Annotated in this window: 20 protein-coding genes and 1 pseudogene; 18 read left to right on the forward strand and 3 right to left on the reverse strand. The window is 40.3% G+C overall.

Translation table 11 applies throughout. The features are described 5' to 3' along the window. Window positions 1-23: 23 nt before the first annotated feature. Entirely contained in the window at window positions 24-1,499 is a 1,476-nt protein-coding gene (locus tag EYS08_RS06775) for a L,D-transpeptidase scaffold domain-containing protein (RefSeq protein ID WP_165456394.1), read from the forward strand. Window positions 1,500-1,847: 348 nt separating this feature from the next. Here EYS08_RS06775 and EYS08_RS06780 read toward each other — a convergent pair whose 3' ends face one another. Then, window positions 1,848-2,327 carry a universal stress protein gene (locus EYS08_RS06780; protein ID WP_165456395.1) on the reverse strand — a complete coding sequence of 160 codons (480 nt, stop codon included), beginning with the start codon at window positions 2,325-2,327 and terminating at the stop codon, window positions 1,848-1,850. Window positions 2,328-2,695: 368 nt separating this feature from the next. On the opposite strand from EYS08_RS06780, the gene EYS08_RS26630 reads away from it, so the two are divergent. From EYS08_RS26630 to abc-f, 13 genes and pseudogenes are all read left to right on the forward strand, one after another. Beyond that, entirely contained in the window at window positions 2,696-3,193 is a 498-nt protein-coding gene (locus tag EYS08_RS26630; RefSeq protein ID WP_394343108.1) for an HdeD family acid-resistance protein, read from the forward strand. A 225-nt stretch (window positions 3,194-3,418) separates the two neighbouring features. Further along, the gene (locus tag EYS08_RS06790) at window positions 3,419-3,790 is read left to right on the forward strand and encodes a helix-turn-helix domain-containing protein (RefSeq protein ID WP_131029297.1); all 372 of its coding nucleotides are present in this window, start codon (window positions 3,419-3,421) and stop codon (window positions 3,788-3,790) included. 173 nt (window positions 3,791-3,963) lie between these two features. Further along, window positions 3,964-6,465 carry a cation-translocating P-type ATPase gene (locus EYS08_RS06795; protein WP_131029298.1) on the forward strand — a complete coding sequence of 834 codons (2,502 nt, stop codon included), beginning with the start codon at window positions 3,964-3,966 and terminating at the stop codon, window positions 6,463-6,465. Between the two features lie 197 nt (window positions 6,466-6,662). Next, a complete protein-coding gene (locus tag EYS08_RS06800; protein WP_131029299.1) occupies window positions 6,663-7,529 on the forward strand; it encodes a universal stress protein in 867 nt (288 codons plus the stop codon). A gap of 49 nt (window positions 7,530-7,578) precedes the next feature. Next, complete coding sequence (locus tag EYS08_RS26445) at window positions 7,579-7,719, forward strand: alcohol dehydrogenase catalytic domain-containing protein (protein WP_262711716.1); 141 nt, start codon at window positions 7,579-7,581, stop codon at window positions 7,717-7,719. Between the two features lies 1 nt (window position 7,720). Then, window positions 7,721-7,801 (forward strand): alcohol dehydrogenase catalytic domain-containing protein, encoded by an 81-nt coding sequence (locus EYS08_RS26450; protein WP_262711719.1) that lies wholly within the window; start codon window positions 7,721-7,723, stop codon window positions 7,799-7,801. A 202-nt stretch (window positions 7,802-8,003) separates the two neighbouring features. Beyond that, the gene (locus EYS08_RS06810) at window positions 8,004-8,777 is read left to right on the forward strand and encodes a helix-turn-helix domain-containing protein (protein ID WP_131029300.1); all 774 of its coding nucleotides are present in this window, start codon (window positions 8,004-8,006) and stop codon (window positions 8,775-8,777) included. Window positions 8,778-8,948: 171 nt separating this feature from the next. Further along, window positions 8,949-9,701: an ester cyclase gene (locus EYS08_RS06815; RefSeq protein WP_165456396.1), complete on the forward strand. Its 753-nt coding sequence runs from the start codon at window positions 8,949-8,951 to the stop codon at window positions 9,699-9,701. A 145-nt stretch (window positions 9,702-9,846) separates the two neighbouring features. Continuing rightward, window positions 9,847-10,182 (forward strand): annotated as a pseudogene (locus EYS08_RS26025) (hypothetical protein); the annotation flags it as partial. Window positions 10,183-10,437: 255 nt separating this feature from the next. Further along, window positions 10,438-13,746: a SusC/RagA family TonB-linked outer membrane protein gene (locus EYS08_RS06825; RefSeq protein ID WP_131029302.1), complete on the forward strand. Its 3,309-nt coding sequence runs from the start codon at window positions 10,438-10,440 to the stop codon at window positions 13,744-13,746. 24 nt (window positions 13,747-13,770) lie between these two features. Further along, window positions 13,771-15,552, forward strand: coding sequence for a RagB/SusD family nutrient uptake outer membrane protein (locus EYS08_RS06830; protein WP_244215876.1), 1,782 nt, complete (start codon window positions 13,771-13,773; stop codon window positions 15,550-15,552). Window positions 15,553-15,577: 25 nt separating this feature from the next. Beyond that, complete coding sequence (locus EYS08_RS06835; RefSeq protein ID WP_131029303.1) at window positions 15,578-16,417, forward strand: endonuclease/exonuclease/phosphatase family protein; 840 nt, start codon at window positions 15,578-15,580, stop codon at window positions 16,415-16,417. 148 nt (window positions 16,418-16,565) lie between these two features. Further along, entirely contained in the window at window positions 16,566-18,200 is a 1,635-nt protein-coding gene (gene abc-f, locus EYS08_RS06840) for a ribosomal protection-like ABC-F family protein (protein ID WP_131029304.1), read from the forward strand. A gap of 230 nt (window positions 18,201-18,430) precedes the next feature. On the opposite strand, the gene EYS08_RS06845 is transcribed toward abc-f, so the two are convergent. Together EYS08_RS06845 and EYS08_RS06850 are read right to left on the reverse strand one after the other, a co-directional pair. After that, complete coding sequence (locus tag EYS08_RS06845; RefSeq protein ID WP_131029305.1) at window positions 18,431-19,039, reverse strand: hypothetical protein; 609 nt, start codon at window positions 19,037-19,039, stop codon at window positions 18,431-18,433. Between the two features lie 136 nt (window positions 19,040-19,175). Continuing rightward, a complete protein-coding gene (locus EYS08_RS06850) occupies window positions 19,176-19,784 on the reverse strand; it encodes a GIN domain-containing protein (protein ID WP_131029306.1) in 609 nt (202 codons plus the stop codon). Window positions 19,785-20,135: 351 nt separating this feature from the next. On the opposite strand from EYS08_RS06850, the gene EYS08_RS06855 reads away from it, so the two are divergent. The 4 genes from EYS08_RS06855 (at window position 20,136) to EYS08_RS06865 (ending at window position 23,223) form a co-directional block, all read left to right on the forward strand. Beyond that, window positions 20,136-21,176: an adenylate/guanylate cyclase domain-containing protein gene (locus tag EYS08_RS06855; RefSeq protein WP_208745804.1), complete on the forward strand. Its 1,041-nt coding sequence runs from the start codon at window positions 20,136-20,138 to the stop codon at window positions 21,174-21,176. Between the two features lie 370 nt (window positions 21,177-21,546). Further along, window positions 21,547-21,972, forward strand: a complete 426-nt coding sequence (locus EYS08_RS26305) for a glycoside hydrolase family 88 protein (protein ID WP_244215877.1) — start codon at window positions 21,547-21,549, stop codon at window positions 21,970-21,972. Between the two features lie 5 nt (window positions 21,973-21,977). Next, on the forward strand, window positions 21,978-22,928 hold the full coding sequence (locus EYS08_RS06860) for a glycoside hydrolase family 88/105 protein (RefSeq protein ID WP_244215878.1): 951 nt from the start codon (window positions 21,978-21,980) through the stop codon (window positions 22,926-22,928). 124 nt (window positions 22,929-23,052) lie between these two features. After that, on the forward strand, window positions 23,053-23,223 hold the full coding sequence (locus EYS08_RS06865) for a TolB-like translocation protein (RefSeq protein ID WP_208745805.1): 171 nt from the start codon (window positions 23,053-23,055) through the stop codon (window positions 23,221-23,223). The last annotated feature ends 65 nt before the right edge of the window (window positions 23,224-23,288 follow it).

Below are 23,288 nucleotides of genomic sequence, written 5' to 3' on the forward strand. Positions count from 1 at the left end.
TTTACCACATAAGACAGTTCATTATGAAAACTCAGAACTTTTATTTCCTGAAAAACCTGTTAAGGAGAACAATTATCTCCTGTACACTTTTATGCGGCTTTTCGGCTTCAGTGCCTGCATGCGCGCCATCGGAAAGGGATACTAATCACTCAAAACATAAAATAGCCCTGGCTGATTCCACGTATATCAAAATTGCGATTTCTCAAATATCGCCCCGGCTGAACTATCCCAAACTGGTTGAGCGGTTCTACAAAAATCAAAGATTCTCCATGATCTGGGTGAAACCGGACACGGTGAAGTCGGAGATTTATAAATCGATGCTTTTAATGGACTGTGTACTTCAGTTTGGATTGAACAGAGATGATTTTCATCCCGGTAAACTGACCTATAATCTTTTAAAGCCACTGGTGCAGGCACAGTCCAATCCACAGGAGAAGAGTAATTTTGATGTTTATTTAACCGATGCGCTCATTACCCTGGTTAACCACCTGCACTATGGTAAGTTTAATCCTGTCTATATCTCTGAGGTTCTGGAAGAGGGCAAGCAGAGCGGCTTTGATCCAGTGGCGCATTTAACTGGTGCCCTTCATGCAAGGGACTTCATGGAAGCGGTAGTCTCGGCACAACCAAAAATGCAGATGTACAGGCTCCTGCAGGATTATCTGCATCTGGTAAAAGGACAGTACATCGACGATTGCTACGAATTTCCCGAAGGCGATGCCAGGAAAATGGCGATCAACATGGAAAGGATGCGCTGGATAAATTCCGGTGAGGAGTATTATATCCATATTAATATCCCGTCTTATTCACTTAAACTTCTGCGTGGGGATAGCATCATACTTTTCAAGACCGTAGTAGGAAAACCTTCTACCCCGACACCGGAGCTTGAAAGCCAGGTTAATTACATGACCACGGCACCTGAATGGAAAGTTCCCCAAAAGATTTTTGCAAAAGAACTGTTGCCTAAAGCGTTAAAGGACTCCAATTATTTGAAGAATAACCACTATGGGATTTACGATTTAAAAGGTAATTATATAGTCATTACCCGGAATAAACTGCAGGAAATATCTGCACAGCCCGGTCTTTACCTTGCAAGGCAGTCACCGGGATGTGATAATGCACTGGGAAAAATTGTCTTTAGATTTCCGAACCGTTTTGATATTTACCTGCATGATACACCGGAACAAAAACTTTTCAAAAAAGAGTCAAGATCTTTCAGCCACGGCTGTGTCCGGGTGGAAAATGCAGACCGCCTGGCCAAGTTACTTCTGGAATATGATGGAGCGGTAAACAGGGTACCGAAAATGAATGAATCACTTGAAAAAATGCAAAGAAGAAATTTCACTTTAACTCATCCCGTACCTATAAAGATTACCTATTTTACCTGCGAGATCGATGATGGCATGTTCAGGTCTTACCCTGACATCTATAAAAGAGATGCTGCGCTGGAACAAATGATGTTTCCTTCAAAGGTTCAGCTTGCAGAAATCAAAAAATAGCGGAAGCGGATGAACGGGCTTCCCCCTGATATCTGCCTCTGACAGAAATAGATAACAGCCCCAGAAAAGAAACAAGCATAAACAAAATGGGCCTGTTTTATGATAAGATTGAACTGCTTGATAAAAAGTTTAGGCCATTCCCGTTAAAGAAAACCGGATTCTGGCATCTTCCCATTGCTTAAAGGCTGAAGCAGGAGCTGTAGGCACAACTGTTGCCAACAGTTCTCAAATCCCTGCAAATCGCAGCGGGAAGCATTAGTTTGGAATCTTTATGTTCTGGGTGGACAGCAGATTCTTCCGGGACTTCGCTGTTAAAAGAATGACTTAAATTTCTTATTACCCCAAAAATTAAATCTCCAGGCCTATCTTTTCCGGAATAATGAGCACCGGACGATGTGTTTTATAGAGTATCTCGTCGATTTCTGTGCAAAACAGGTAGTCATTGTTCCTTGCCGGACGTCCCCCCATAACGATCATAACGATATCTTCTTTTTCAAGTATTACGCAGACGTTGTCAGATAAACTGCCCTCACCCGAACAGCTTTTGATGATGGGCTGAAAACTGCTCTCGTGATTTATTTTTAATAGCTCCAGCAGCCTTTTCTTCTCATTTTCAAAATGCCTGTCAATCTCGGATAGGTATTTAGTATTCTCTATCTGGGCATTTGAGTGCTCATTACCTGTTAAGGGGTAAGCGTGCAAAAGCATCAGGTTCAGCCCAAGTTTTGCAGCGAGTTTTAGCGCTGCATCTGTAGCGTTTTTATCCCTGTTGCTGAATTCTGTAAGCATTAGGATCATCTTTGCAGATGTTTTTTTCTTGGTGTTCATGATTTTCCTGTTTATAAAATAAATATGGCTAAAAATAATGCTGCAAATGCTGACCAGTATCATCCCGCAGGTTGATTGGAATCATAACTGTTCCGGGCAGATGCTGTAATTTTGTATACGGTTCAAGATTTTTCGAAAACCTCGGTAATTCATCATGACCTGTCAAAGGGTTATTTGCGCTGTAAATATTGTGACCGCCATTCTGGATTTTTTCAGTATTCAATTTTTGGAAGACTTAAAGTATATACTCCAGCTTCGTTATGCATATTTCTTCGATACCAGGGGCTTAAAATCTATAAATTATGAAAAAGGAACATTCAATAAAGGGTATAAGGCCAATTCTTCCGATGATGTTGATTTCAGGAATAATGATGATACTTATAGGGATTTATGTACTCATAAGCCCATCAGAGGCATACTTCTCATTAAGCCTAATCTTGGCCACGGGCTTATGTTTATCCGGTTTTTTTCATTTATATCTGGCATTTACATTTCGCAGAAGGATTTCAGGTTGGTTATGGCTATTGAGCGGGGCAATCATAGATATAGCATTAGCAGCTTACCTGTTTTATTTCCCTATGCTCACCATGATCCTTTTACCTGTTTTGATTGGAATTTGGTTACTGTTAAGGGGTTTTATGGAAATAGGAAGGTCGTTAGGTACTGCAGCATATTCAGGTCGGCATTGGATTATCTTTCTAATACCTGGCCTGGTTATCCTCATTTTTTCTTTTTTAATCCTTGATAATCCGCTTATGGGCATGATCAACATTGTCTCCTGGATGGCCCTTTTATTTATTACCTCAGGCCTGTTGAGAATCTTTTTTTCGCTTAGGTTATTCAAGTCTGCAAATGCGCTTAGCTAATTTTGTTAAATCTGAAGCAAATTGCCGATTTAAAATGTATCTGAAAAATAGCCTGCTGAGATAATCTCCGGTTTTGCGGAGCTTATAACTGCTGGGTAAAGCTCTTTGTATCAAAATCATCTATTATAATGACTTAGGTCATATTTTCTTTTTTACTCAAGTGATAAATTTGAAATGACATACCTTTTGTTATGGGCTAAGGCAGCTAAATCAAAATCAGTAAAAATGATGATCAAAAATTACGGGGCTCTGCTGGAACGGAGTGTACGCCGGAGTGGTTTTGGAATATCAAAACTGGCGCGTAAATTAAAAGTATCGCGTCCAACGGTATATCAATGGTTCAAGGAAGAAAATCTTGATGCTTTGACCATTGTAAAGATTGAAAATACCATTGGAGTAAACTCTGTTATGGCTTTAGAGGAAATTTACGGGTTCTCGGTTCAATCTATTGAGCCCGAATTAGATATATCCGTTTCGTCAATCGCAGAAGATGCGGAAGTCAGATACTGGATAGCGCGCTACATCAGATTATTGGAAAAATATAATGGGGTATTAATAAATAAAAAAATACAAAAAAAATGTGTCAAGGTTTGGTGAATATCCCCTGAATGCCCTTCTTTTCAATCTCATCATGCTTATTCTGCTTTTAGGTTAATATTTCTTCTTCCGCTTCTTTAATATCTGAAGAGCAGTGGGTAAAATCGATCATGGATTTTTTTTGATTGAACTAAAATAGTGTTATAAAACGTTGCAAAAATAATTCACTGATAATGAAGATCAATACTTTTGGGCTTAGCGGTTTGAGCGATATTCAGGTAAAAGCCTCCCGGGAAAAGTACGGCACAAATGTCTTGTCCTATAAAAAGGAAAACGCCTTCCTGGATGCCCTGAAAAGAATCATAAAGGAGCCAATGGTTATCTTGTTGTTGGCCGCTTCCCTGATTTATTTTCTCACCGGAAAACCTGGTGATGGTATTTTTCTTTTCCTTGCAGTAGTAATTGTTGCAACCATCTCACTCTTTCAGGATTCGCGGAGCCGAAACGCCCTGAAAAAATTACAGGATTTTTCGCAGCCCAAATGCAGTGTGATTAGAAACGGGGAGGTGAAGGAGATAAGCTCAGCGGATCTCGTTATCGGGGATTACCTGATGGTTGAAGAAGGGAAATCAATAACGGCTGACGCAGTGATTGTTCATGCTAATGATTTCTCTGTTAATGAAAGCGTACTCACCGGTGAATCTCTGGCTGTTTATAAAGACAGCTCTTCAGACGAGAATTTAATCTTTCACGGAACCACCGTTGCAAGCGGCCTTGCTATTGCCACGGTACAGGCTATCGGAAATAAAACCCAACTGGGCAGGATCGGGAAAAGCCTGGAGTCTATAAAAGAAGAAAAAACACCACTTGAGCTGCAGATAAACAGTTTTGTTAAAAAAATGGTAATGGTTGGTGGGATTATATTCCTCGCCGTGTGGTTAATAAACTACCTCCGCTTTCCGCATATTTTGGACAGCCTGATCAAAGCCCTGACACTGGCAATGAGCATTTTGCCGGAAGAAATTCCGGTGGCATTTACAACCTTTATGGCATTGGGTGCCTGGCGTATGATGAACATGGGGATCATCGTCAAGCAAATGAAAACCGTTGAGACCCTTGGCAGTGCCTCAATTATTTGTACCGATAAAACCGGAACCCTGACCGAGAACAGGATGAGCCTGACAAAAATATATGCCCTGCAGACCAATCAAATCTGTGATGTAGAAGATCATCTATTCGATTCGGCCAGCCAGGAAATCTTAACCCTGGGCATGTGGGCCAGTGAACCCATACCTTTCGATCCGATGGAAGTCGCCCTACATGATGCCTATCTGAAAAATTCAGCAAAAGATGAGCGCGCAGAATTCCATTTGATTCATGAGTATCCGCTGGGAGGGAAACCCCCGATGATGACCCACCTGTTTGAAAACTCCTATGGGCAGCGGATTATCTCAGCTAAAGGGGCTCCGGAAGCGCTTATAGTGGTAAGTCACCTCAGCGGGATCCAAAAACAGAACGTCAATGAAGCGATTTTTTCTTTAGCTAAAGAAGGTTACCGCGTTTTGGCGGTAGGAGAGGCGAGCTTTGAAGGGAATAATTTTCCAAAAAACCAGCAGGAATATGAATTTTCATTTAAAGGTCTCCTTGCTTTCTATGATCCGCCAAAGAAAAACATCAGCGCTGTACTGGATGCCTTTTACGCTGCGGGTATTTCTGTTAAGATTATCACAGGCGATAATGCACAAACCACAGGCGCCATTGCAAAGCAAATTGGTTTCAGGGGTGCTGAAGATTGTATAGGCGGCGATGAGCTGATGTCGCTCTCCTTAGCACAGCTTGGTGAAAAAGTTAAATCCGTAAATATTTTTACCCGAATGTTTCCTGAGGCCAAGCTAAAAATCATCAATGCCATTAAAGCCAATAAAGAAATAGTAGCCATGACCGGGGACGGGGTGAATGACGGACCTGCATTGAAAGCTGCACATATTGGTATCGCCATGGGTAAAAAAGGAACTGAAATTGCCAAGCAGGCGGCCTCATTGATATTGCTCGAGGACGATTTATCCAAGATGGTGGATGCGGTGGCGATGGGCAGGCGCATTTATGCAAATCTAAAAAAGGCTATACAGTATATTATATCCATTCATATTCCCATTATATTAACCGTGTTTATACCGTTGGCAATGGGCTGGATTTATCCCAATATTTTCTCGCCTGTTCATATCATCTTTTTAGAGCTCATTATGGGCCCCACCTGTTCTATAATCTATGAGAATGAGCCGATCGAGAAAAATACAATGCTGCAAAAACCCAGACCCCTGACTTCTACCTTCTTTGACTGGAAAGAACTATCCATAAGCATCATTCAGGGGTTATTCATTACTGCGGGAACCCTTGCGGCATATCAGTATGCGATAAATGACAGTGCTGATGAATCCATCACCCGCACCATGGTGTTCAGCTGCCTGATATCCGCAAATATATCGCTCACGCTGGTCAACCGCTCGTTTTTCTACTCGCTTTTTACTACCATACGGTATAAGAATAACCTTGTACCCATTATTATAGCCATTACCATTGCTATTTCAGGTGCGTTGATTTACTTACCGCCCTTGGCATCGTTTTTCGGATTTCAGTCTCTTAGTTTATCCAGACTCTTGATTAGCATTGTCTTAGGGTTTGTTTCTGTTGTATGGTTTGAACTTGTCAAATGGAGAAGTAGGGCATCTAAGTAATAAAAATAAAGCCCAGGTTTAGTCTGCTGGGAACTCCTATCATCAAGATATATCGGTTTTGAATCTGCTCCACTGATCAAAAACATATTCAGGTATGATAAATATCATCGCCGGAAAAAGGACAAATTCTGAACTTGGGCGCATATTGCATGGCCGGGCAGTTGCCCAGCAGCTAAAAATTGATAAATATCCAGACCATGAAAACAATACTTGCTTTGACCGATTTTTCGGAATCTGCTGAAAATGCATCACGCTATGCATTTGAACTTGCAAAAAGGGTTAAGGCTAACCTGGTACTTTGCAATGCCGTTACCGTTCCACTCTCGCAGCCCATCCCAGGTGGAATGGTATGGCCAATGGACTATGATTCGGTCATTAGCCAGAGCAAAAGAGCGCTGAAAGACTTTGCTAATCTGATCGTAGATGCCAACAGTCTTCCCGGTAAAGGGTTTCCCAAAGTTTCTGTAAAAGCAGAGGTGGGTGACCTCTCGGATCTTGTCCGCGAAGCAGTTCTGACCGCCAGGGTTAATCTGGCAGTGATGGGGCTTTCCGGTGCAGGGGATATGCGGAGGTTTTTTCTAGGCAGCAGTACCAGAGACATGATAGATGCTGCGCAGCTACCCCTGATGCTCATACCCAAAAATATAAAATTCAGCCCCCTTACCAAGATCGCGTTCGCAACCGATTTGAGCACAACAGACTTCGAGGCCATTCAGTCCCTTGTGGGGCTGGCGGCGGCATTCAATGCAGAGCTGCTTATCGTCCATGTCATCAAGAATGGGTCAGGCCCCGAAAAAACAGGAAAGATCAATGACTTTATCGCCCAGCTTAAGACCGATATCAATTACGATAAGATCTATTATAAAAATGTATATAACAAGGAGGTAGAGGAAGGACTGGAATGGCTCAGCGGATACGGACATGTGGACTGTTTGGCCATGATTCATCGTCCGCATGATTTTCTCGACGGGGTGTTAAAGGGTAGCCATAGCCAAAAAATGGCCAGGCTTACCGAACTTCCGTTGCTCGTATTTCCCCAGGGCCATAAGGCCGTTGTCTGTTAAAAATCTCTAGATAAATATATTTAAAATGATTCCTAAAACAATGAGAGCCGTGAGCCACAGTTTCGGAACAGCCCTGCAAATTGAGCAGGTTAAGGTCAAAGAATATCAGATATTGGTGAAAGTGCTTGCCTGCGGGATTTGCCATACCGATCTCCATGCCTGTAGCGGCGACTGGCTCCTTAAAGGCTAAGATGCCGCTTATTCCCGGGCATGAGGCCATCGGAGTCGTAGCAGCCTTAGGGCATGGTGTAAAAGAATATGAAGGAAGGTGATGTTGTGGGGGGCATGGCTTTTTAGTGCTTGCGGATGCTGCGAATTCTGCATTACCGGGTTAGATGCCATGGGAATTCCTGCAACAGGAAGAAAAATTGAAGTCAATCTTGGTATCCTGCCAGGTTATTGGAGGGATAAATATCCGAGAAAATTTGAACAGAATAAATAGAAGCTGTATTTTTATCAGTACCAACAGAAAAAATGAGAATCGAAGAGTACATACCGACCGAATTACTAAGACATTTCATTAAAGCATACAGAATTGTTGAAAGTGAAGTGGAAATGACGAATAGAATTTTACCGGGCAGCTCGTTTGTTGTTGCTTTTCGTTACAAGGGACAGGTCAGTTACGTATCAGGCGATAGAGAAGAACTTTTGCCTGCTTCAACTATTTCTGGTTTAAGAAAATCGGTAAGACTCATCCATTATTTACAAGATTCTGCTACCATAGTTGTTCAGTTTAAAGAGACAGGGGCTAAAGCATTTTTTAACGAACCGCTCTATGAACTCTTTGAAGAAAGTATTTCTCTTGATGCTTTCATTAAGAGAAATACAATTGAAATTATTGAAGAACAATTAGCCGAAGCTCAAAACAATATTCAAAGGATTGCCATCATTGAGCAGTTTTTATTATCGAGATTAGATAGCCATACACCTGACAGATTAATCTCAGCAGCGGTAGAAATAATTCATTCAACAAAAGGTGCAATCAGAATAAAAGAATTAGCAGACACGCTTTATATCAGCAATGACGCTTTTGAAAAGAGGTTTAGAAAAATAGTAGGTACATCGCCAAAACAATTCTCCTCTATTATAAGGATGGAGGCAATTGTGAGGCAGAAACAACAAGCAGAAAGCCTGGCAGGCATAGCTTTTAACGCAGGATATTACGACCAACCTCATTTTAATAAAGACTTTAAACTGTTTACGGGGCAAACGCCATCAGCGTTCTATAAATCGCCTAACTTTTGGTAATTCAATGATTTTTTACAATGATTTGGCTTGAGTTGTTCTGAAATTTGAAGTATAAAAATATAACCGATGACTTCAATACTCAGAATAACCTTCGCATTATGCACAGTAATAATGTGCAAGCAAAATAGCTTTTCCCAAGTTACTAACAGGTCATTAGAAAAATCAAACAAGATGGATAACACTAAACAAAAGGAGCTCATTTATTTCCTCTACGATACGGTATTTTTAAAAAAACGGTATGAGAAGTTATCAGAGCTAATTTCACCGGATTATATAAACCAGTTTGGAGCCAAGGGCGCCGCTGGTTTTCAAGAAACAATATTTGAGTTAACAAAAGCATTTCCAGATGCTCAATGGGAAGTAAATGAGATAATTGCTGATGGGAATAAAGTAGTAGTAAAACAGAAATTTAGTGGAACTCATAAAAATCAATTTCAGAATATTCCGCCAACCAATAGAGCTGTTTCTGTTGACGGAATAGTAACCTATGAATTTAAAAATGGCAAAATAACTGGAAGTCAGATACAAACAGACCGATTAGGCTTTTTACAACAGCTGGGTGTTTTACCCATCGACCTCGCAAATTTATCCAATAAAAAAGAAAATGGTGATGAGATCCACTTCATAGATAAGTTTTCAGTTCCCAAAGCATCAGTTGAAGAGTTTGTAGAGAGAATGAATTATAACAGGGTGTTTATAAAAACTTTGCCAGGCTTTATAAGTGATCAGGTTTTCGAACAAAAAGACAATGAAGGCAATTTGGTCATTATAACAATTGCCGTTTGGGAAAACCAGGATAAACTAAATCAAGCGAAAACAACTGTACAAACAGAATATAAGCGAATAGCATTTAATCCTGTTGAATTTTACAAACGATTAAATATAAAAATGGAAAGAGGACAATATTCAAAATTTAAAGAGTGAGAAATGTGCAAAGATGCTTTTGGGAATTTCCAAACCATCAACGATTAGCTGATGCATATTATCGATAGGGAATAGCGATTTTGATTTAGACCGGCCGCATTGATACTATACAGTAGATGAGATTCGATGAAAACTTAATAAACCGGCAGAGATTGTTGGTGGGTGTGAACGTATTATTTCCACACCCATTCCTTATAGCTATCGGGTGTTGTTGCGCTGTACTGTCTATTTGTACTGTTTTTTGTTGCCCTTCGGGCTGGGTTGATAGCCTCCAATGGCTTATCCCGTTATCGTAGTTTTTATTGCTTATACTTTTGTAGCTTTTGAGGCCATTGTAAACGAGATCGAGCAGCCTTTCGGCGCGGCATCGAACGACCTCGCCCTAAATGCAATGTGCCTGACGATCGAAACCACTTTGATGGAATTGAACGGTGAAGAAATTTCTGGGAACATCATCTCAAAAAATGGTATTATCGATTGATTTACTATTTATCCTTTTATTCTACGCTATTTGTAGGCTCAACTTTAACCTACTTTTGGTATAAAGGAGTATCTCGCAATTTTTTTAGAAATTGTTATAACTCAATTTTTCCGTCCTCAGCTAATTCGTTTAGGCTTTAAAAATTAAAGTAAGTTAATATAGTGTTTACATGGAGCGAGTAGCTTTGCCTGCATTCTAAGGGACCAAGAATATAAACTAAAACGGTTTAGGGCCGATTACTAATTTTTAATTAACATGAAAAAACCTTTACTGCTTAAGCGGAAGTTTTTGCTATGCGCGTCATTGGCAAGTCTATTATCCGGTGTAATCTCAATACCTGCGAATGCGGCGATTTATTGGGATAATGCAGTCCATTCCATAAAAAAGCAAGGCACAGGAAGCATCAGCGGTAGGGTCGTTGATGAAAAGGGCGACCCGCTTCCAGGCGCAAGCATACTGATTAAAGAATTAAACAAAGTTGTGCAGAGCAAACCCGATGGTAGCTTTAGTATAAACGTTCCTGATGGAACTTACAATATCCAGGTAAGTTTCATTTCCTATACTGCAGTAACCCTGAACAAAGTTGTGGTAAAAAGCAACGAAACAACAGCGCTGAATGTAACCCTTAAAGGAGAGACTGGAAGTTTAAACGAGGTACTTGTTGTGGGCTATGGCACACAAAAGAGAGAAAATGCAACGGGTGCGGTTGATCAGATTACGGCTAAGAGCATTGAGAACAGGCCGATTACCAACCTTACACAGGGGCTTCAGGGACTTCTTCCCAATCTAAATCTGAAAATGATGGACGGTAAGCCCACACAGTCACCAAGCTACAATATCAGAGGTACAACTTCTATTGGCCAAGGTGGTAATGCACTGATCCTTATCGATGGTTTTGAGGGAGATCCGAGTTTGCTTAATCCTAACGACGTTGAAAGTGTATCTATCTTAAAGGACGCTGCTTCTGCGGCCATTTATGGTGCAAGGGGTGTTTTTGGGGTTGTGCTGATCACGACTAAAAAAGCTGAAAAAGGGCGCACTAATGTTTCATATTCTTCCAACTATGCTATAAAAAGTCCATTGCAGGTTCCCGATTATGTAACTGATGGTTACACCTGGGCAAAAATGTTTGCCGAAGCTTTTGTAAATGGTGATGGTGCTTTTCCTCAAAATGCGAACAAAACCCAGAAATTCTCGCAGGCATATCTTGACGAATTTAAGAAAAGAGCAGAATCTGGTCAGCCTTACAATCAGATCGAGGTTAATCCAACTACCGGAGAATACATTTATTACGGTAGCACCGATTATTATGCCGAGCTGTATAAAAGAAATACTGCTGCCTTTGAAAATAATTTGTCGGTAAGCGGCGGTGGCGATAAAGCTTCGTTTCTGGTTTCAGGCCGTTTCTTAAATCAAGGTGGGTTGTTTAGATACAATAGCGATGATTACGACATGAAAAATATCCGGGCAAGAGGTTCTGTTCAGGTTTTTCCCTGGCTGAGCATCGAAAACAATGCCGATTACTCAGTAATGAATTACCACAATCCAATTAATGTGGGTGAAGGTGGTGGTATCTGGCGGAACATTGCCGATGAAGGAAAACCAACAATGCCTTTATTTAATCCTGATGGATCATTAACGTTTGCATCTGCATATACCGTAGGTGATTTTATCTATGGGAAGAATGGGATTGATACCCGACGCCAGGTTTTTAGGAATATTACGGGAATAAGGAGTAATTTCTTAAATAATAAATTGAGGATAAATGCCGATTTTACCTTTCGCAATACAAACAATGATATCGAACAGAAAAGGGTACAGGTTCCATACAGCAATACACGCGGGGTAACTGCCTATGTGGGGACAACCACTAACGATCTGTTGTTCGATAAGCGTGAAACCAATTACCTTGCCACTAATGTTTATGCTGAGTTCGAGAACCGTTTCGGGGCTGATCATTATTTAAAAGTAATGGCAGGTTACAACTATGAGCAATCTACTTATAACCGAGTTGCCATTCAGCGTAATGGGATTATTTTTGAAGATGCCACAGATCTTAACCTGGCTTTGGGGCAGTCAATCAGTACGGAGGGAGGATACGAACAATGGGCAATTCTTGGTGGTTTCTCCAGGTTAAACTACGCTTTTAAAGATCGCTACCTTGTAGAGGTAAATGCACGCTATGATGGATCCTCGAAATTCCCTTCAAATCAGCGTTATGGATTTTTTCCATCAGTTTCAGCAGGATGGAGGATCAATAAAGAGCCTTTCTGGAAAGTATCCGATAAGTTTATTTCCGATTTAAAATTAAGAGCTTCTTATGGATCTCTTGGAAATGGTAATATTGCTTCCTACGCATTTCAGGAAATCTTCAACATCAGCCAATCTAATGTCATTCTGAATGGTGTTAAACCACAAACAACCAGAATTCCGGCTGTATTGCCAGATGGCTTAACCTGGGAAACTTCTACAACAACGAACTTTGGTTTAGATCTCACCATGCTTTCAGGACGTTTAACTTTCACTGGTGACGCTTATATCCGGAAAACTACCGACATGTTTACTTTTGGCCTTACTCCACCTGCGGTATTTGGGGCTGATGTTCCTAAGGGTAATTACGCAGATTTAACAACTAGGGGCTGGGAAGTTTCATTAGGCTGGAATGACCGAATTGGGAGATCAGACAAACCTTTTAGATATAATGTGAGGCTAACCCTTTCTGATAACAAGACTAAGATCGATAAATACAACAATCCAGATAAGTTACTGAGCGATTACTACGAAGGACAGACTTTGGGAGAAATTTGGGGCTATGAAACCGAAGGTTTTTTTATTGATGATGCCGATATAGCAGCTCACGCCAAACAGGATCCACAGATGAGAGCATCTCCAACGGGTAAATGGTTCGCTGGAGATATCAAACTTAAAGACCTGAATGGAGATGGTTTTATCAATGTAGGTGAGAATAAAGTGGGCAAATCAGGTGATCGGAAGATCATCGGTAACTCGGCGCCGCGATACCTTTATGGGATTAATCTGGGCGCAGATTGGTACAATATCTCATTCTCTGTGTTCTTTCAGGGCGTAGGCAAACAACAATGGTATCCAAGCACAGAAACAGAAATGTTCTGGGGACAGTATAACAGACCATATAACAACATACCCACTTTTCATTTGGGTAATATGTGGACACCACAGCACACTGATGCCTATTTCCCAAGAACAATGTCGAGGGCTGCATCGAGCAATACCAATCGCACACTTGGCGTGGCGCAAACAAAGTACCTACAGAATGTGGCTTACCTCAGGATGAAAAATCTTCAGGTGGGATATAACCTGCCAACTAAATGGATAAATAAGATCGGTGCACGCAGTGTAAAGGTGTTTTTCTCAGGCGAAAACCTATTTACCTATTCGCCGATGTACAAAATTGTAAAACATACCATCGATGTAGAAAACGCAGTGCCTTCGGATCAGGACCTGAATCCAAACAGTAAAAATGGTGATGGCTACAATTATCCTTTAATGAAGTCTTACTCTTTTGGATTAAACATTGGTTTTTAGGCTATCGATTACTAAATAATAGAAATGATGAAAAAACAATATACCTGGATTCTTTTGGCCTGCCTGGCTTTGGCGGCTTGCAAAAAGTTAGATCAGCAACCAGAATCCACAGCAACTAAAAAAGCGGTATTCGGTACAGAGAACGGACTTAAATTATATACCAATTCCTTTTATGGTATGGATTTTCTTCCCAAAAATTCTACCAGCCAGGATGCCATGTCCGATTATCTTGCGGTTAAATCTGTACCCGATTTTATCCGGCAGGGTGGTTTTGCCGCCAATAATAGCTCTGGCTGGACCTGGAGAGATTTAAGGAACATTAATTATTTTATAGAAAACTGTAACGACCCTGCCGTATCGCCAACAGTTCGCAACAACTATTTAGGAATAGCACGTTATTTCCGTGCTTATTTTTATATGGAAAAGGTAAAGCGTTTTGGCGATGTACCCTGGATTAACAAGCCCTTAGATATTGATGATCCGGCATTAAATGCAGGTAGAAATAAAAGAGAGCTGGTGATGGATTCGGTACTGGCCGATATCAATTTTGCCTGTGCAAACATTCTCGCTACCAATGATGCCAGTCGCACCACGATCACTAAATGGGTAGCCTATGCTTACAAATCGCGGATCTGTCTTTTTGAGGGTACGTATAGGAAATATCATACCGAGTTAAGTTTGGGTGCAACTGCAAACAAATGGCTGGAAGATGCTGCCTCAGCTGCCGATGAGATTATCAAAAAGGGTGGTTATTCACTCAATACGGCAGGAGGTGCAGGGGCATCTTATCGCCAGGTATTTACGAGCAATACACCATTGATAAACGAAGTGCTCCAAGCCGCTGTTGCAGATGTTAACCTTGGCGTATTAAATGAGGCGAATTGGTGGTGGACTAGTGGTACCTACGGTGCAAAAGCAAGTTTTACCCGAACCTTTATTAATACCTTTCTGAAACTGGATGGTACGCCGTATACCAATGATCCGGCATACAGTACTATGCTTTTTAAGGATGAGGTAAAAAACCGTGATTTAAGATTGAAGCAGACCATCCGCTCAGGCGATTATAAAAGAATAAGTAGTGGACAGCAGGTACCTGCGCCACCGGTATTCTCTTATACCTTTACGGGTTACCAGCCGATCAAATATACACTTGATGATACTTATTTTGATGCGGGTGCACTAAACACCAATGCAATTCCATTATTTCGTTATGCAGAAGTATTGCTAAATTATGCTGAAGCAAAAGCTGAGTTAGGTACGCTAACGGATGCGGAATGGGCTTTAACTATCGGTGCGTTACGATCGAGAGCGGGAATTAGCGGAGGTTTAAGTGTCAAGCCAACCATTGCCGACCCTTATTTAACTACCAATTATTTTCCTGGGATTACTGATGCCACCTTATTGGAAATCAGGAGAGAGCGTGGTATTGAGCTAAGCCTGGAAGGATTACGTTATGCTGATTTACTGAGGTGGAAAAGAGGCCCCTTAATGGAGCAAGAATGGAAAGGTTTCTACGTGCCAGCTTTAAATACCCCTATGGATTTAAATGAGGATGGCATTCTGGACGTTGCATTTTATCAGGGCACACGCCCAACACCTGGTGTGGCTGGAGTAACTTATGTTGATGTTTCTGCAACTATTGGTGGTGCTACCAATTCGCAATTGTTAAAGAATGGCAGTAATGGCGAACTTATCTGGATGAAAGAAATTCCGCGGAAATGGAATGAGCGAAATTATTATTATCCAATTCCTTTAAGCGATCTTCAACGAAACCCCAACCTGAAACAAAACCCAGGCTGGGAATAATGATTGATTTTATAAATAAATAAAGATGAAAATAAAATTAATATTAGCTGCAACCTTGTTATCCTTTACCACATTGATGGTAAAGGCACAACAAATTACCATTGGTACCTTTAATATCCGTTACGATAATCCTGCCGATTCAGGTAATTTATGGGTAAACAGAGCACCTATTGTTTCTAACCTAATCCGCTTTCACAGTTTCGATGTGCTTGGAATTCAGGAAGGTTTAAAAAATCAGTTAGATGATATTTCTAATGCCTTGCCAGAATATGCCCGATATGGCAAGGGACGAGACGATGGCAAGGATGGTGGGGAGCATTCTGCTATTTTTTATCGTAAAGACCGTTTTAAGCTGCTTAAAAGTGGTGACTTTTGGTTATCTGAAACTCCTGATCAACCAGGGAAAGGATGGGACGCTACTTGTTGCAATAGAATTTGCTCATGGGTGTTCCTCGAAGATGTGAAAACCAAAAAGAAGTTTTACACCTTTAATGTGCATTACGATCACCAAGGGGTTATTGCCCGCAAAGAGAGCAGTAAACTGATATTAAAAAAGATTGCTGAAATTGCTGGCACTGCACCAGCATTGTTAACTGGCGATTTAAATGGAGGAAGAGACAGCGAATGGTATCAAAGAATCGCAACTTCAGGTGTTTTATCAGATACGCATTCAAAAGTTAAGTTTCCGTATGCCAATAACTCATCTTCAAATGGCTTCCGTACACCACGTGGGCAAACTGTAATTGATCATGTTTTTATGAGCAAACAATTTACAGCAACCAGGTGGGGTATTTTAACTGATACCTATTTTGGTAAATTTCCTTCAGATCATTTTCCGGTATTGGCCGAGGTTGAGCTGAAATAGTAAACTTATTTGCCGCTACGCTGCGGCCTAATAATGTAAAAAGGATCTCTTGGATAATTGTTCAGGAGATCCTTCTTTTATGTCTCATCTTCTAGCTAAAATTTAACTGCTTTCCTTTATCTTTGCCGCTAATTTAATATTCCCAATCGTGATTAATGTAAATAACATCTCCGTTTCATTTGGCGGAACCACCCTTTTTAGCGATGTAACCTTTTCGATAAACGAGAACGATAAAATCGCCTTAATGGGTAAAAATGGTGCAGGCAAGTCGACCATACTTAAAATCATTGCCGATGTAGCTAAACCTACTTCTGGTAGTGTAACAGGTCCGAAAGAAGCTGTGATTGCGTATTTGCCGCAACATTTGCTCGCTCATGATAATGTTACTGTTTTTGAAGAAACCATGAAAGCTTTTGCAGAGGTAAACCAGATGCAAAAAGAGCTTGACGAGCTGAATGAGCAACTTACTATTCGTACCGATTACGAAAGTGACGATTATATGAAGCTTATTGAACGTGTATCGGAGCTAAGTGAGAAATTTTATTCGATTGAAGAAACCAATTACGATGCAGAGGTAGAAAAAGTATTAAAAGGTTTGGGTTTTGAGCGTAAAGACTTTACCCGCCAAACTTCTGAGTTTTCGGGCGGATGGCGTATGCGTATCGAGTTGGCCAAAATTTTATTAAAGAAACCTGATCTCATCTTACTGGATGAGCCTACCAACCACATGGATATCGAAAGTATTCAATGGTTGGAAGATTTCCTGATCAATTCGGCAAAGGCGGTGATGGTAATCTCGCACGACCGTACCTTTGTAGATAACATTACCAATCGTACTATTGAGGTAACGATGGGTAGGATATACGATTATAAAGCCAAATACACCCATTATCTCCAATTGCGTGCCGAGCGCCGTGTACACCAATTGAAAGCTTACGAAGAACAACAACGTTTTATTGCCGATAACCAGGAATTTATCGATCGCTTTAGAGGAACCTATTCTAAAACCTTACAGGTGCAATCGCGTGTAAAAATGCTCGAAAAACTCGAAGTAATCGAAATTGATGAAGTGGATACATCAGCATTACGATTGAAATTTCCTCCATCACCACGTTCTGGTCAATACCCGGTAATGGTAGAAGAGCTTACCAAAACTTACGGCGATCATGTTGTTTTTGAAAAAGCATCCATGGTGATTGAACGAGGCGAAAAAGTAGCTTTTGTTGGTAAAAACGGCGAAGGTAAATCGACTATGATTAAAGCCATTATGGGTGAGATTGATTTTGAAGGCGGTTTAAAAGTAGGGCACAATGCTAAGATTGGCTATTTTGCGCAAAATCAGGCTGCATTACTTGATGAAAACCTAACGGTATTCGAAACCATTGATCAAATTCCGTTAAGCGACGGCTCAATAAAAATTAAAGATCTTTTAGGTGCCTTTATGTTCAGTGGCGATGATACCACAAAAAAGGTTAAGGTACTTTCTGGCGGCGAAAAAACCCGTTTAGCCATGATCAAACTGTTGTTAGAGCCTGTAAATGTATTGATCCTGGATGAGCCAACCAACCATTTGGATATGAAAACCAAAGATATTATTAAAGACGCGTTGAAAGATTTTGATGGCACTTTGATTTTGGTATCGCATGATCGCGATTTCTTAGATGGATTGGTACAAAAAGTATTCGAATTTGGCAATAAGCGTGTTCGTGAACACTTTGAAGATATAAAAGGATTCTTAGCTTATAAAAAAATGAATAGCCTGAAGGAAATTGAGCAGAGTTAAATAAGCACCGCAGTCGTCAGTCTGTCCAAATGACTCCTATGGAGAGCGTAGTCGAAGACTTCTTGAGATTGATTATCTCTATCATTGACAGACTTCAATAGAATGATCGTCATTCTCGCGCAGGCGGGAATCTTAAAGCGCCTGCATTACGATCCCCAATCGGGTTGGGAATGACGATCCCTCGCAACCTAACATAAAATACCTGAACATTTTATTCAGAAACTAGACTACTATTTAGCGCTAATCGAAGCTTTTAGTGGAATTTCTAAATTTTTTATAGCACCAATTGGGGCGATCTTAATTGATCTGTTTTCTTTAGAGAGGTAGAAATAATAAATGCTATTTGTGCCGATCAAATAAATTTCTTCAGATTCGCCGTTCGAATAATTCAGTTTGCGGTCGTATGTGAGCTCGTTATTGCTGATGTGTTTTGATAAGTTTTTCCCTTGGCCAAGTCCAATTCCCAAAAACAGTGATAGTAGCCCAATGGCAAAAACAATAGTGAAAAGTTTCGAAAAATGATTTCCTACTTCCTCTTCACTAAGTGTTTCAGGATTTTTTAGGCCAGAAAGATTTTGTGCCCACTTTTTATCCTTTCGCTTTGCCAGGTAGGTCGGGTAAGCATAAGCGAGGATAATAAAACCTGTAGTAACGATTAATACCGACGGATGAGATGTTAGTGTTGCCACCGGACTGATCAAGACATCCATAATTGTGGTATATTTTAAAATGTTTATACCAATCTGATAGTAAAAAATGCTTTCTTTTAGTATACCCATCACCACAAGGAACAGGTAACCATATGGCAATAGCTTTTGTAAGTTTTCAGAGAGTTTCATTTGCTAATGATGTTATTTAGTCTAGAGGTAAACTTTGTTTTGAATGCAAAATAGAAAAAATAACTGTCTCTATTGGTTGTTTGTGTAATAAGCAAAATTATTGGTCAGGATGATTTACTTTTAAAGCCGTTATCATTTATTGAACTGAGGATGGGACAAGGGCGGCAATTTCTTCCTCGGTGGCTCCCGCCTGGCTAACATCTGTTTGGATGGCAGCAAAACGGTCGATGGTTAAATTTGGTGCTTTGCCTATCACCAGCGTATGGTGATTGGTATTGCCTTTGAGTTTTAATGTACTATTGTCGAGAATTTCAGTATATAAACCTTCGCTACTGGTGTCGATATCGGCAAAGGCATTCCCCTTAAGAATGATCTGGAGAAATTTAGTGCTGAGCTTTGCTTCTGTTTTTACTACAGCATTTTGATCAGCCTCAATGCGGTAGATATCGTTTACATAAATAACAAGTTTACACTTTTCTTTATTGAGGCCGGTAATGCGTAGCACTTCACCCTGCTGGGTAATTTTTGCGCTTCCAATGTTGTCATCTGCGTAAGATATTCCATTAGCGGGCCGCTGTACCAACATCACTTCTACATTTCCCTTTATCACAATTTTTCTAAAGTTTGGGATCTTGTAAAGTATCTTCGCGTTTTTTTCTGTAGCCCTCAAGTTGTTTGGAAGAGCAGCCGTTAGGGTTATTACTGCGGATGTAATAATGACTAGCGTTTTAATTGAAGTTTTCATCGTGTTTTTATTTAAATGTTAAAATAATAAGCTTATGGTGTTGCGCTAGTTAAAACCAGCTTGTAACAATATTATTCAGTTTCATGGTTAACTAAGCTGGTGCCAAAAAGTAAATGTTACCTTAATTGCTCTGTAATAGTTGTTTTTGCTTATTGCTCGTTGAGGCATGTTCATTTCCGAACAGTGGTTGTGCGGCAGCGAACAGTTTTTAGCTGTCGAGAATCTGAATGAAAACTGAGACTATCTTAAACTTATTTATTCGATGTTAAACACAATACATATGAGATTATATTCATTATTTTAGTGAAAAGTTAAGGTATATTGAATCAGTAGTTTTGAATAAGAATCAAGATGTCAGTAAAAATTAATCGGCAAACACAGCAGAAACTCCAGCAATTATTAATCATTATCCTTGCATGGATGTTGACTGGGGTTGTAATCGCTGTTTTTGAAGATCTTGTACTGCATACCCGGAATTCTTTAGGACCAGTGCCTGGTTATACATTAATTTCTTCAATCATATTAAATGCAGTTATTGGCCTTTTTGGGGCACTGTTAGGCGGAAGTTTGCTCGTATTCTTTGTAAATGTAAAATATAACGATAAGCCTTATGGTTATACCCTTTTAATTGTAGCCGGATCGTTTTTAGGCGTTATTTTAATTGTAAACGAGATACTGAGCCTCTATGAGCTGGGCGATTCGAAAAGATTTTTGAAAAACGGATTGGTGTGGGCCATCGTGGTTTCGATAACGCAGTTGTTACTGCAGATAAACAGTAAGTTTGGACAAGGGATTTTCTGGGATATTATTAGGGGAAAATACAATACACCTAAAGAAGAATCACGGATCTTTATGTTTCTTGACTTAAATTCATCAACCTCCATTGCCGAAAGCCTCGGAGATAAAAAATACCACGAATTATTAAAAGATATCTTTATCGATATTACAAATCCTATTCTAGAAAATAGGGGAGAAATATACCAATATGTGGGCGACGAAGTGGTAATTGCCTGGCGATATGATGAAGGATTAAGGAACAATAAATGCATCAATTGTTTTTTTGATATCAAAACGCATCTGTTACTTCTGAGGGATAAGTACATTGGAAAGTATGGTTTACTGCCTGCTTTTAAAGCAGGTATTCATTGCGGAAAGATTATAGCAGGCGAAGTTGGGATTATAAAACGCGATATTACCTACTCTGGAGATGTACTCAATACCACTTCAAGAATCCAGAATATGTGTAAGGAGTTTAACCAGGAGATGCTGGTTTCGATAGCGCTAATTGAAGAGCTCCAGTTAACAGACCATTATACCACGCAAATGTTAGGTGCAATTAAGCTCCGCGGAAAGGAAAAAGAAATGCAGCTCGTAGCTGTAAAGCCTGTTTAATACATCCAATGCATAAAAAATCTGCGCAAAACATACTGTATTCTATGAGCCTGTTTAATTTTATTATAAATTATTAGTATGTCAGTCTGTCCAAAGGACTCCTATGGAGAGCGGAGTCGAAGACCCGTTTTTAGATATATTAAAAGCAATCGACTCCCCTCAGTGTGACAAAAATATTAGGATAAGTAAAATAATTGTATCAAATTAAACAGGCTCTATATATACTGTAATAATTTCTTTACGGAAGAAGCAGGACAGAGCAGGTCGCTTCTTTTTTGTAATTATGATAGATTGGATTGATTAACCATTTATAAACCCATATATGTTTTGTTTCCATTTAGGAGCAATGACATAGTTTAAGCCATCTGTTATGTTTGTTTTTACCAATCCGATTAAAACTTCTGGATCTAAAATATTGTTCCTTTGTACTGCGATGTGCGCTGCTGTACCTGCTTTTGCCCAATATGTAGAACATAAAGGTAATGATGTTACCTCGCCGCTACATTTGCTAAAACCGGCCTATGTTACACCTTATGGAGAAACAAAAATGGCAGATGTTAAAGTATCATTAGATCGGGTTTATAATTATCTGGATAAAACGACCCCTTTCGAACTGATAGATAAGGTTTCGGGAAAAGTGGTTTCGGATTTAAAGAAAGCAGATTCCAGTTCGATATTTAAACCAGGAGACTATCGTTTAACGAGTTACGAATGGGGTGTTACCTATACAGGTATGTTAGAGGCTGCTATTGCCACTGGTGATCAAAATTTAAAGATTATACGGTTAAACGGGTGAATTTTTTGGCAGAGCTTGTTTCTGCTTACCAAAAATATTTAAAAACAAATAAGGGGGCTGCAACGCCCGTTCGTTCAGTGATAGATCCACGTGCACTGGATGATGCAGGTTCTATTGCTGCTGCAATGATTAAGGCACAGCGAACAGGAGAAGTGAAAGCCGATCTCCGCCCGGTTATTGATCATTATTTAAATTACATCATGACCAAAGAGTTCCGCTTGAAAGACGGTACATTGGCCAGGAACCGGCCACAGCCCAATACGCTATGGCTTGATGATCTCTACATGAGCCTGCCGGCAATTGCCCAGATGGGGGTGTTAACTGGCGATACTAAATATTTTGACGAGGCGGAGAAACAATACAGATTGTTCGCCAAGCGGATGTTTAACCCAGAAAAAGGATTGTATATGCATGGCTGGGTTCAGGATATGGATCCCCATCCCCAGTTTCATTGGGCGAGGGCAAATGGTTGGGCACTTATGACCAAAATAGAACTGCTGGATGCCTTACCTGTAAACCATCCTGGTAGGCCCTATATCTTGCAAATGCTAAAAGCACATGTAAAAGGGTTGGCAGCGCTGCAGGATGGGACAGGTTTTTGGCATCAGCTTTTAGATCGGAATGATTCTTATTCGGAAACCTCTGCTACCGCCATTTATAGCTATTGCATTGCCCGTGCAGTTAACAAAGGCTGGCTAGATGCCAAAGCTTATGGCCCTATGGTATTGTTGGCCTGGAATGCCGTAAGTACTAAAATAAATGCAAACGGTCAGGTAGAAGGTACATGTGTGGGTACGGGCATGGGTTTCGATCCTGCGTTTTACTATTACAGACCTGTAAATGTTTTTGCCGCACATAGTTATGGCCCTGTGCTTTTGGCAGGAGCAGAAACTTATCGTTTATTACAAAAGCATCCTTTTGTAATAAACGATAGTTCGGTACAGATGTATAAATAATCAACACCGCATTTAACCAAAATAAAGATGAAATATATATCCTGTTCATTTCTTATTGCCGTTTTTACCTGCACTTTAGTATTTAACCATCACACTGGCTAGCACAGATAGGAAAACACATGAAATGAAACTGCTCTCGGCAGGACATAAGCAAACAGCTGCAGATCATCCGCATCCTACCGTGAGCCCTGATGGTAAAAAAATCGAAATCCAATCAGCGATGTTGTCTGAAGATAACCGAACCATGAATATCTTTGTAATTTCTATCCCAGAAGGATGGATGAGTATCAAATAGCTTTAAACCAAACAACATTACATGCTACTGCTAATTGCAGATAGCCCTCGCATTTTGTCTTATTT

This window comes from Pedobacter kyonggii, from assembly GCF_004310665.1.
GTDB classification, from domain to species: domain Bacteria; phylum Bacteroidota; class Bacteroidia; order Sphingobacteriales; family Sphingobacteriaceae; genus Pedobacter; species Pedobacter kyonggii.

Bases quoted from the DNA above. Each gene is read 5' to 3' on its own strand.
- EYS08_RS06775 (WP_165456394.1), top strand. From the start codon at position 24: ATGAAAACTCAGAACTTTTATTTCCTGAAAAACCTGTTAAGGAGAACA.
- EYS08_RS06780 (WP_165456395.1), bottom strand. From the start codon at position 2,327: ATGAACACCAAGAAAAAAACATCTGCAAAGATGATCCTAATGCTTACA.
- EYS08_RS26630 (WP_394343108.1), top strand. From the start codon at position 2,696: ATGATGATACTTATAGGGATTTATGTACTCATAAGCCCATCAGAGGCA.
- EYS08_RS06790 (WP_131029297.1), top strand. From the start codon at position 3,419: ATGATGATCAAAAATTACGGGGCTCTGCTGGAACGGAGTGTACGCCGG.
- EYS08_RS06795 (WP_131029298.1), top strand. From the start codon at position 3,964: ATGAAGATCAATACTTTTGGGCTTAGCGGTTTGAGCGATATTCAGGTA.
- EYS08_RS06800 (WP_131029299.1), top strand. From the start codon at position 6,663: ATGAAAACAATACTTGCTTTGACCGATTTTTCGGAATCTGCTGAAAAT.
- EYS08_RS26450 (WP_262711719.1), top strand. From the start codon at position 7,721: ATGCCGCTTATTCCCGGGCATGAGGCCATCGGAGTCGTAGCAGCCTTA.
- EYS08_RS06810 (WP_131029300.1), top strand. From the start codon at position 8,004: ATGAGAATCGAAGAGTACATACCGACCGAATTACTAAGACATTTCATT.
- EYS08_RS06815 (WP_165456396.1), top strand. From the start codon at position 8,949: ATGGATAACACTAAACAAAAGGAGCTCATTTATTTCCTCTACGATACG.
- EYS08_RS06825 (WP_131029302.1), top strand. From the start codon at position 10,438: ATGAAAAAACCTTTACTGCTTAAGCGGAAGTTTTTGCTATGCGCGTCA.
- EYS08_RS06830 (WP_244215876.1), top strand. From the start codon at position 13,771: ATGATGAAAAAACAATATACCTGGATTCTTTTGGCCTGCCTGGCTTTG.
- EYS08_RS06835 (WP_131029303.1), top strand. From the start codon at position 15,578: ATGAAAATAAAATTAATATTAGCTGCAACCTTGTTATCCTTTACCACA.
- EYS08_RS06845 (WP_131029305.1), bottom strand. From the start codon at position 19,039: ATGAAACTCTCTGAAAACTTACAAAAGCTATTGCCATATGGTTACCTG.
- EYS08_RS06850 (WP_131029306.1), bottom strand. From the start codon at position 19,784: ATGAAAACTTCAATTAAAACGCTAGTCATTATTACATCCGCAGTAATA.
- EYS08_RS06855 (WP_208745804.1), top strand. From the start codon at position 20,136: ATGTCAGTAAAAATTAATCGGCAAACACAGCAGAAACTCCAGCAATTA.
- EYS08_RS26305 (WP_244215877.1), top strand. From the start codon at position 21,547: ATGTTTGTTTTTACCAATCCGATTAAAACTTCTGGATCTAAAATATTG.
- EYS08_RS06865 (WP_208745805.1), top strand. From the start codon at position 23,053: ATGAAACTGCTCTCGGCAGGACATAAGCAAACAGCTGCAGATCATCCG.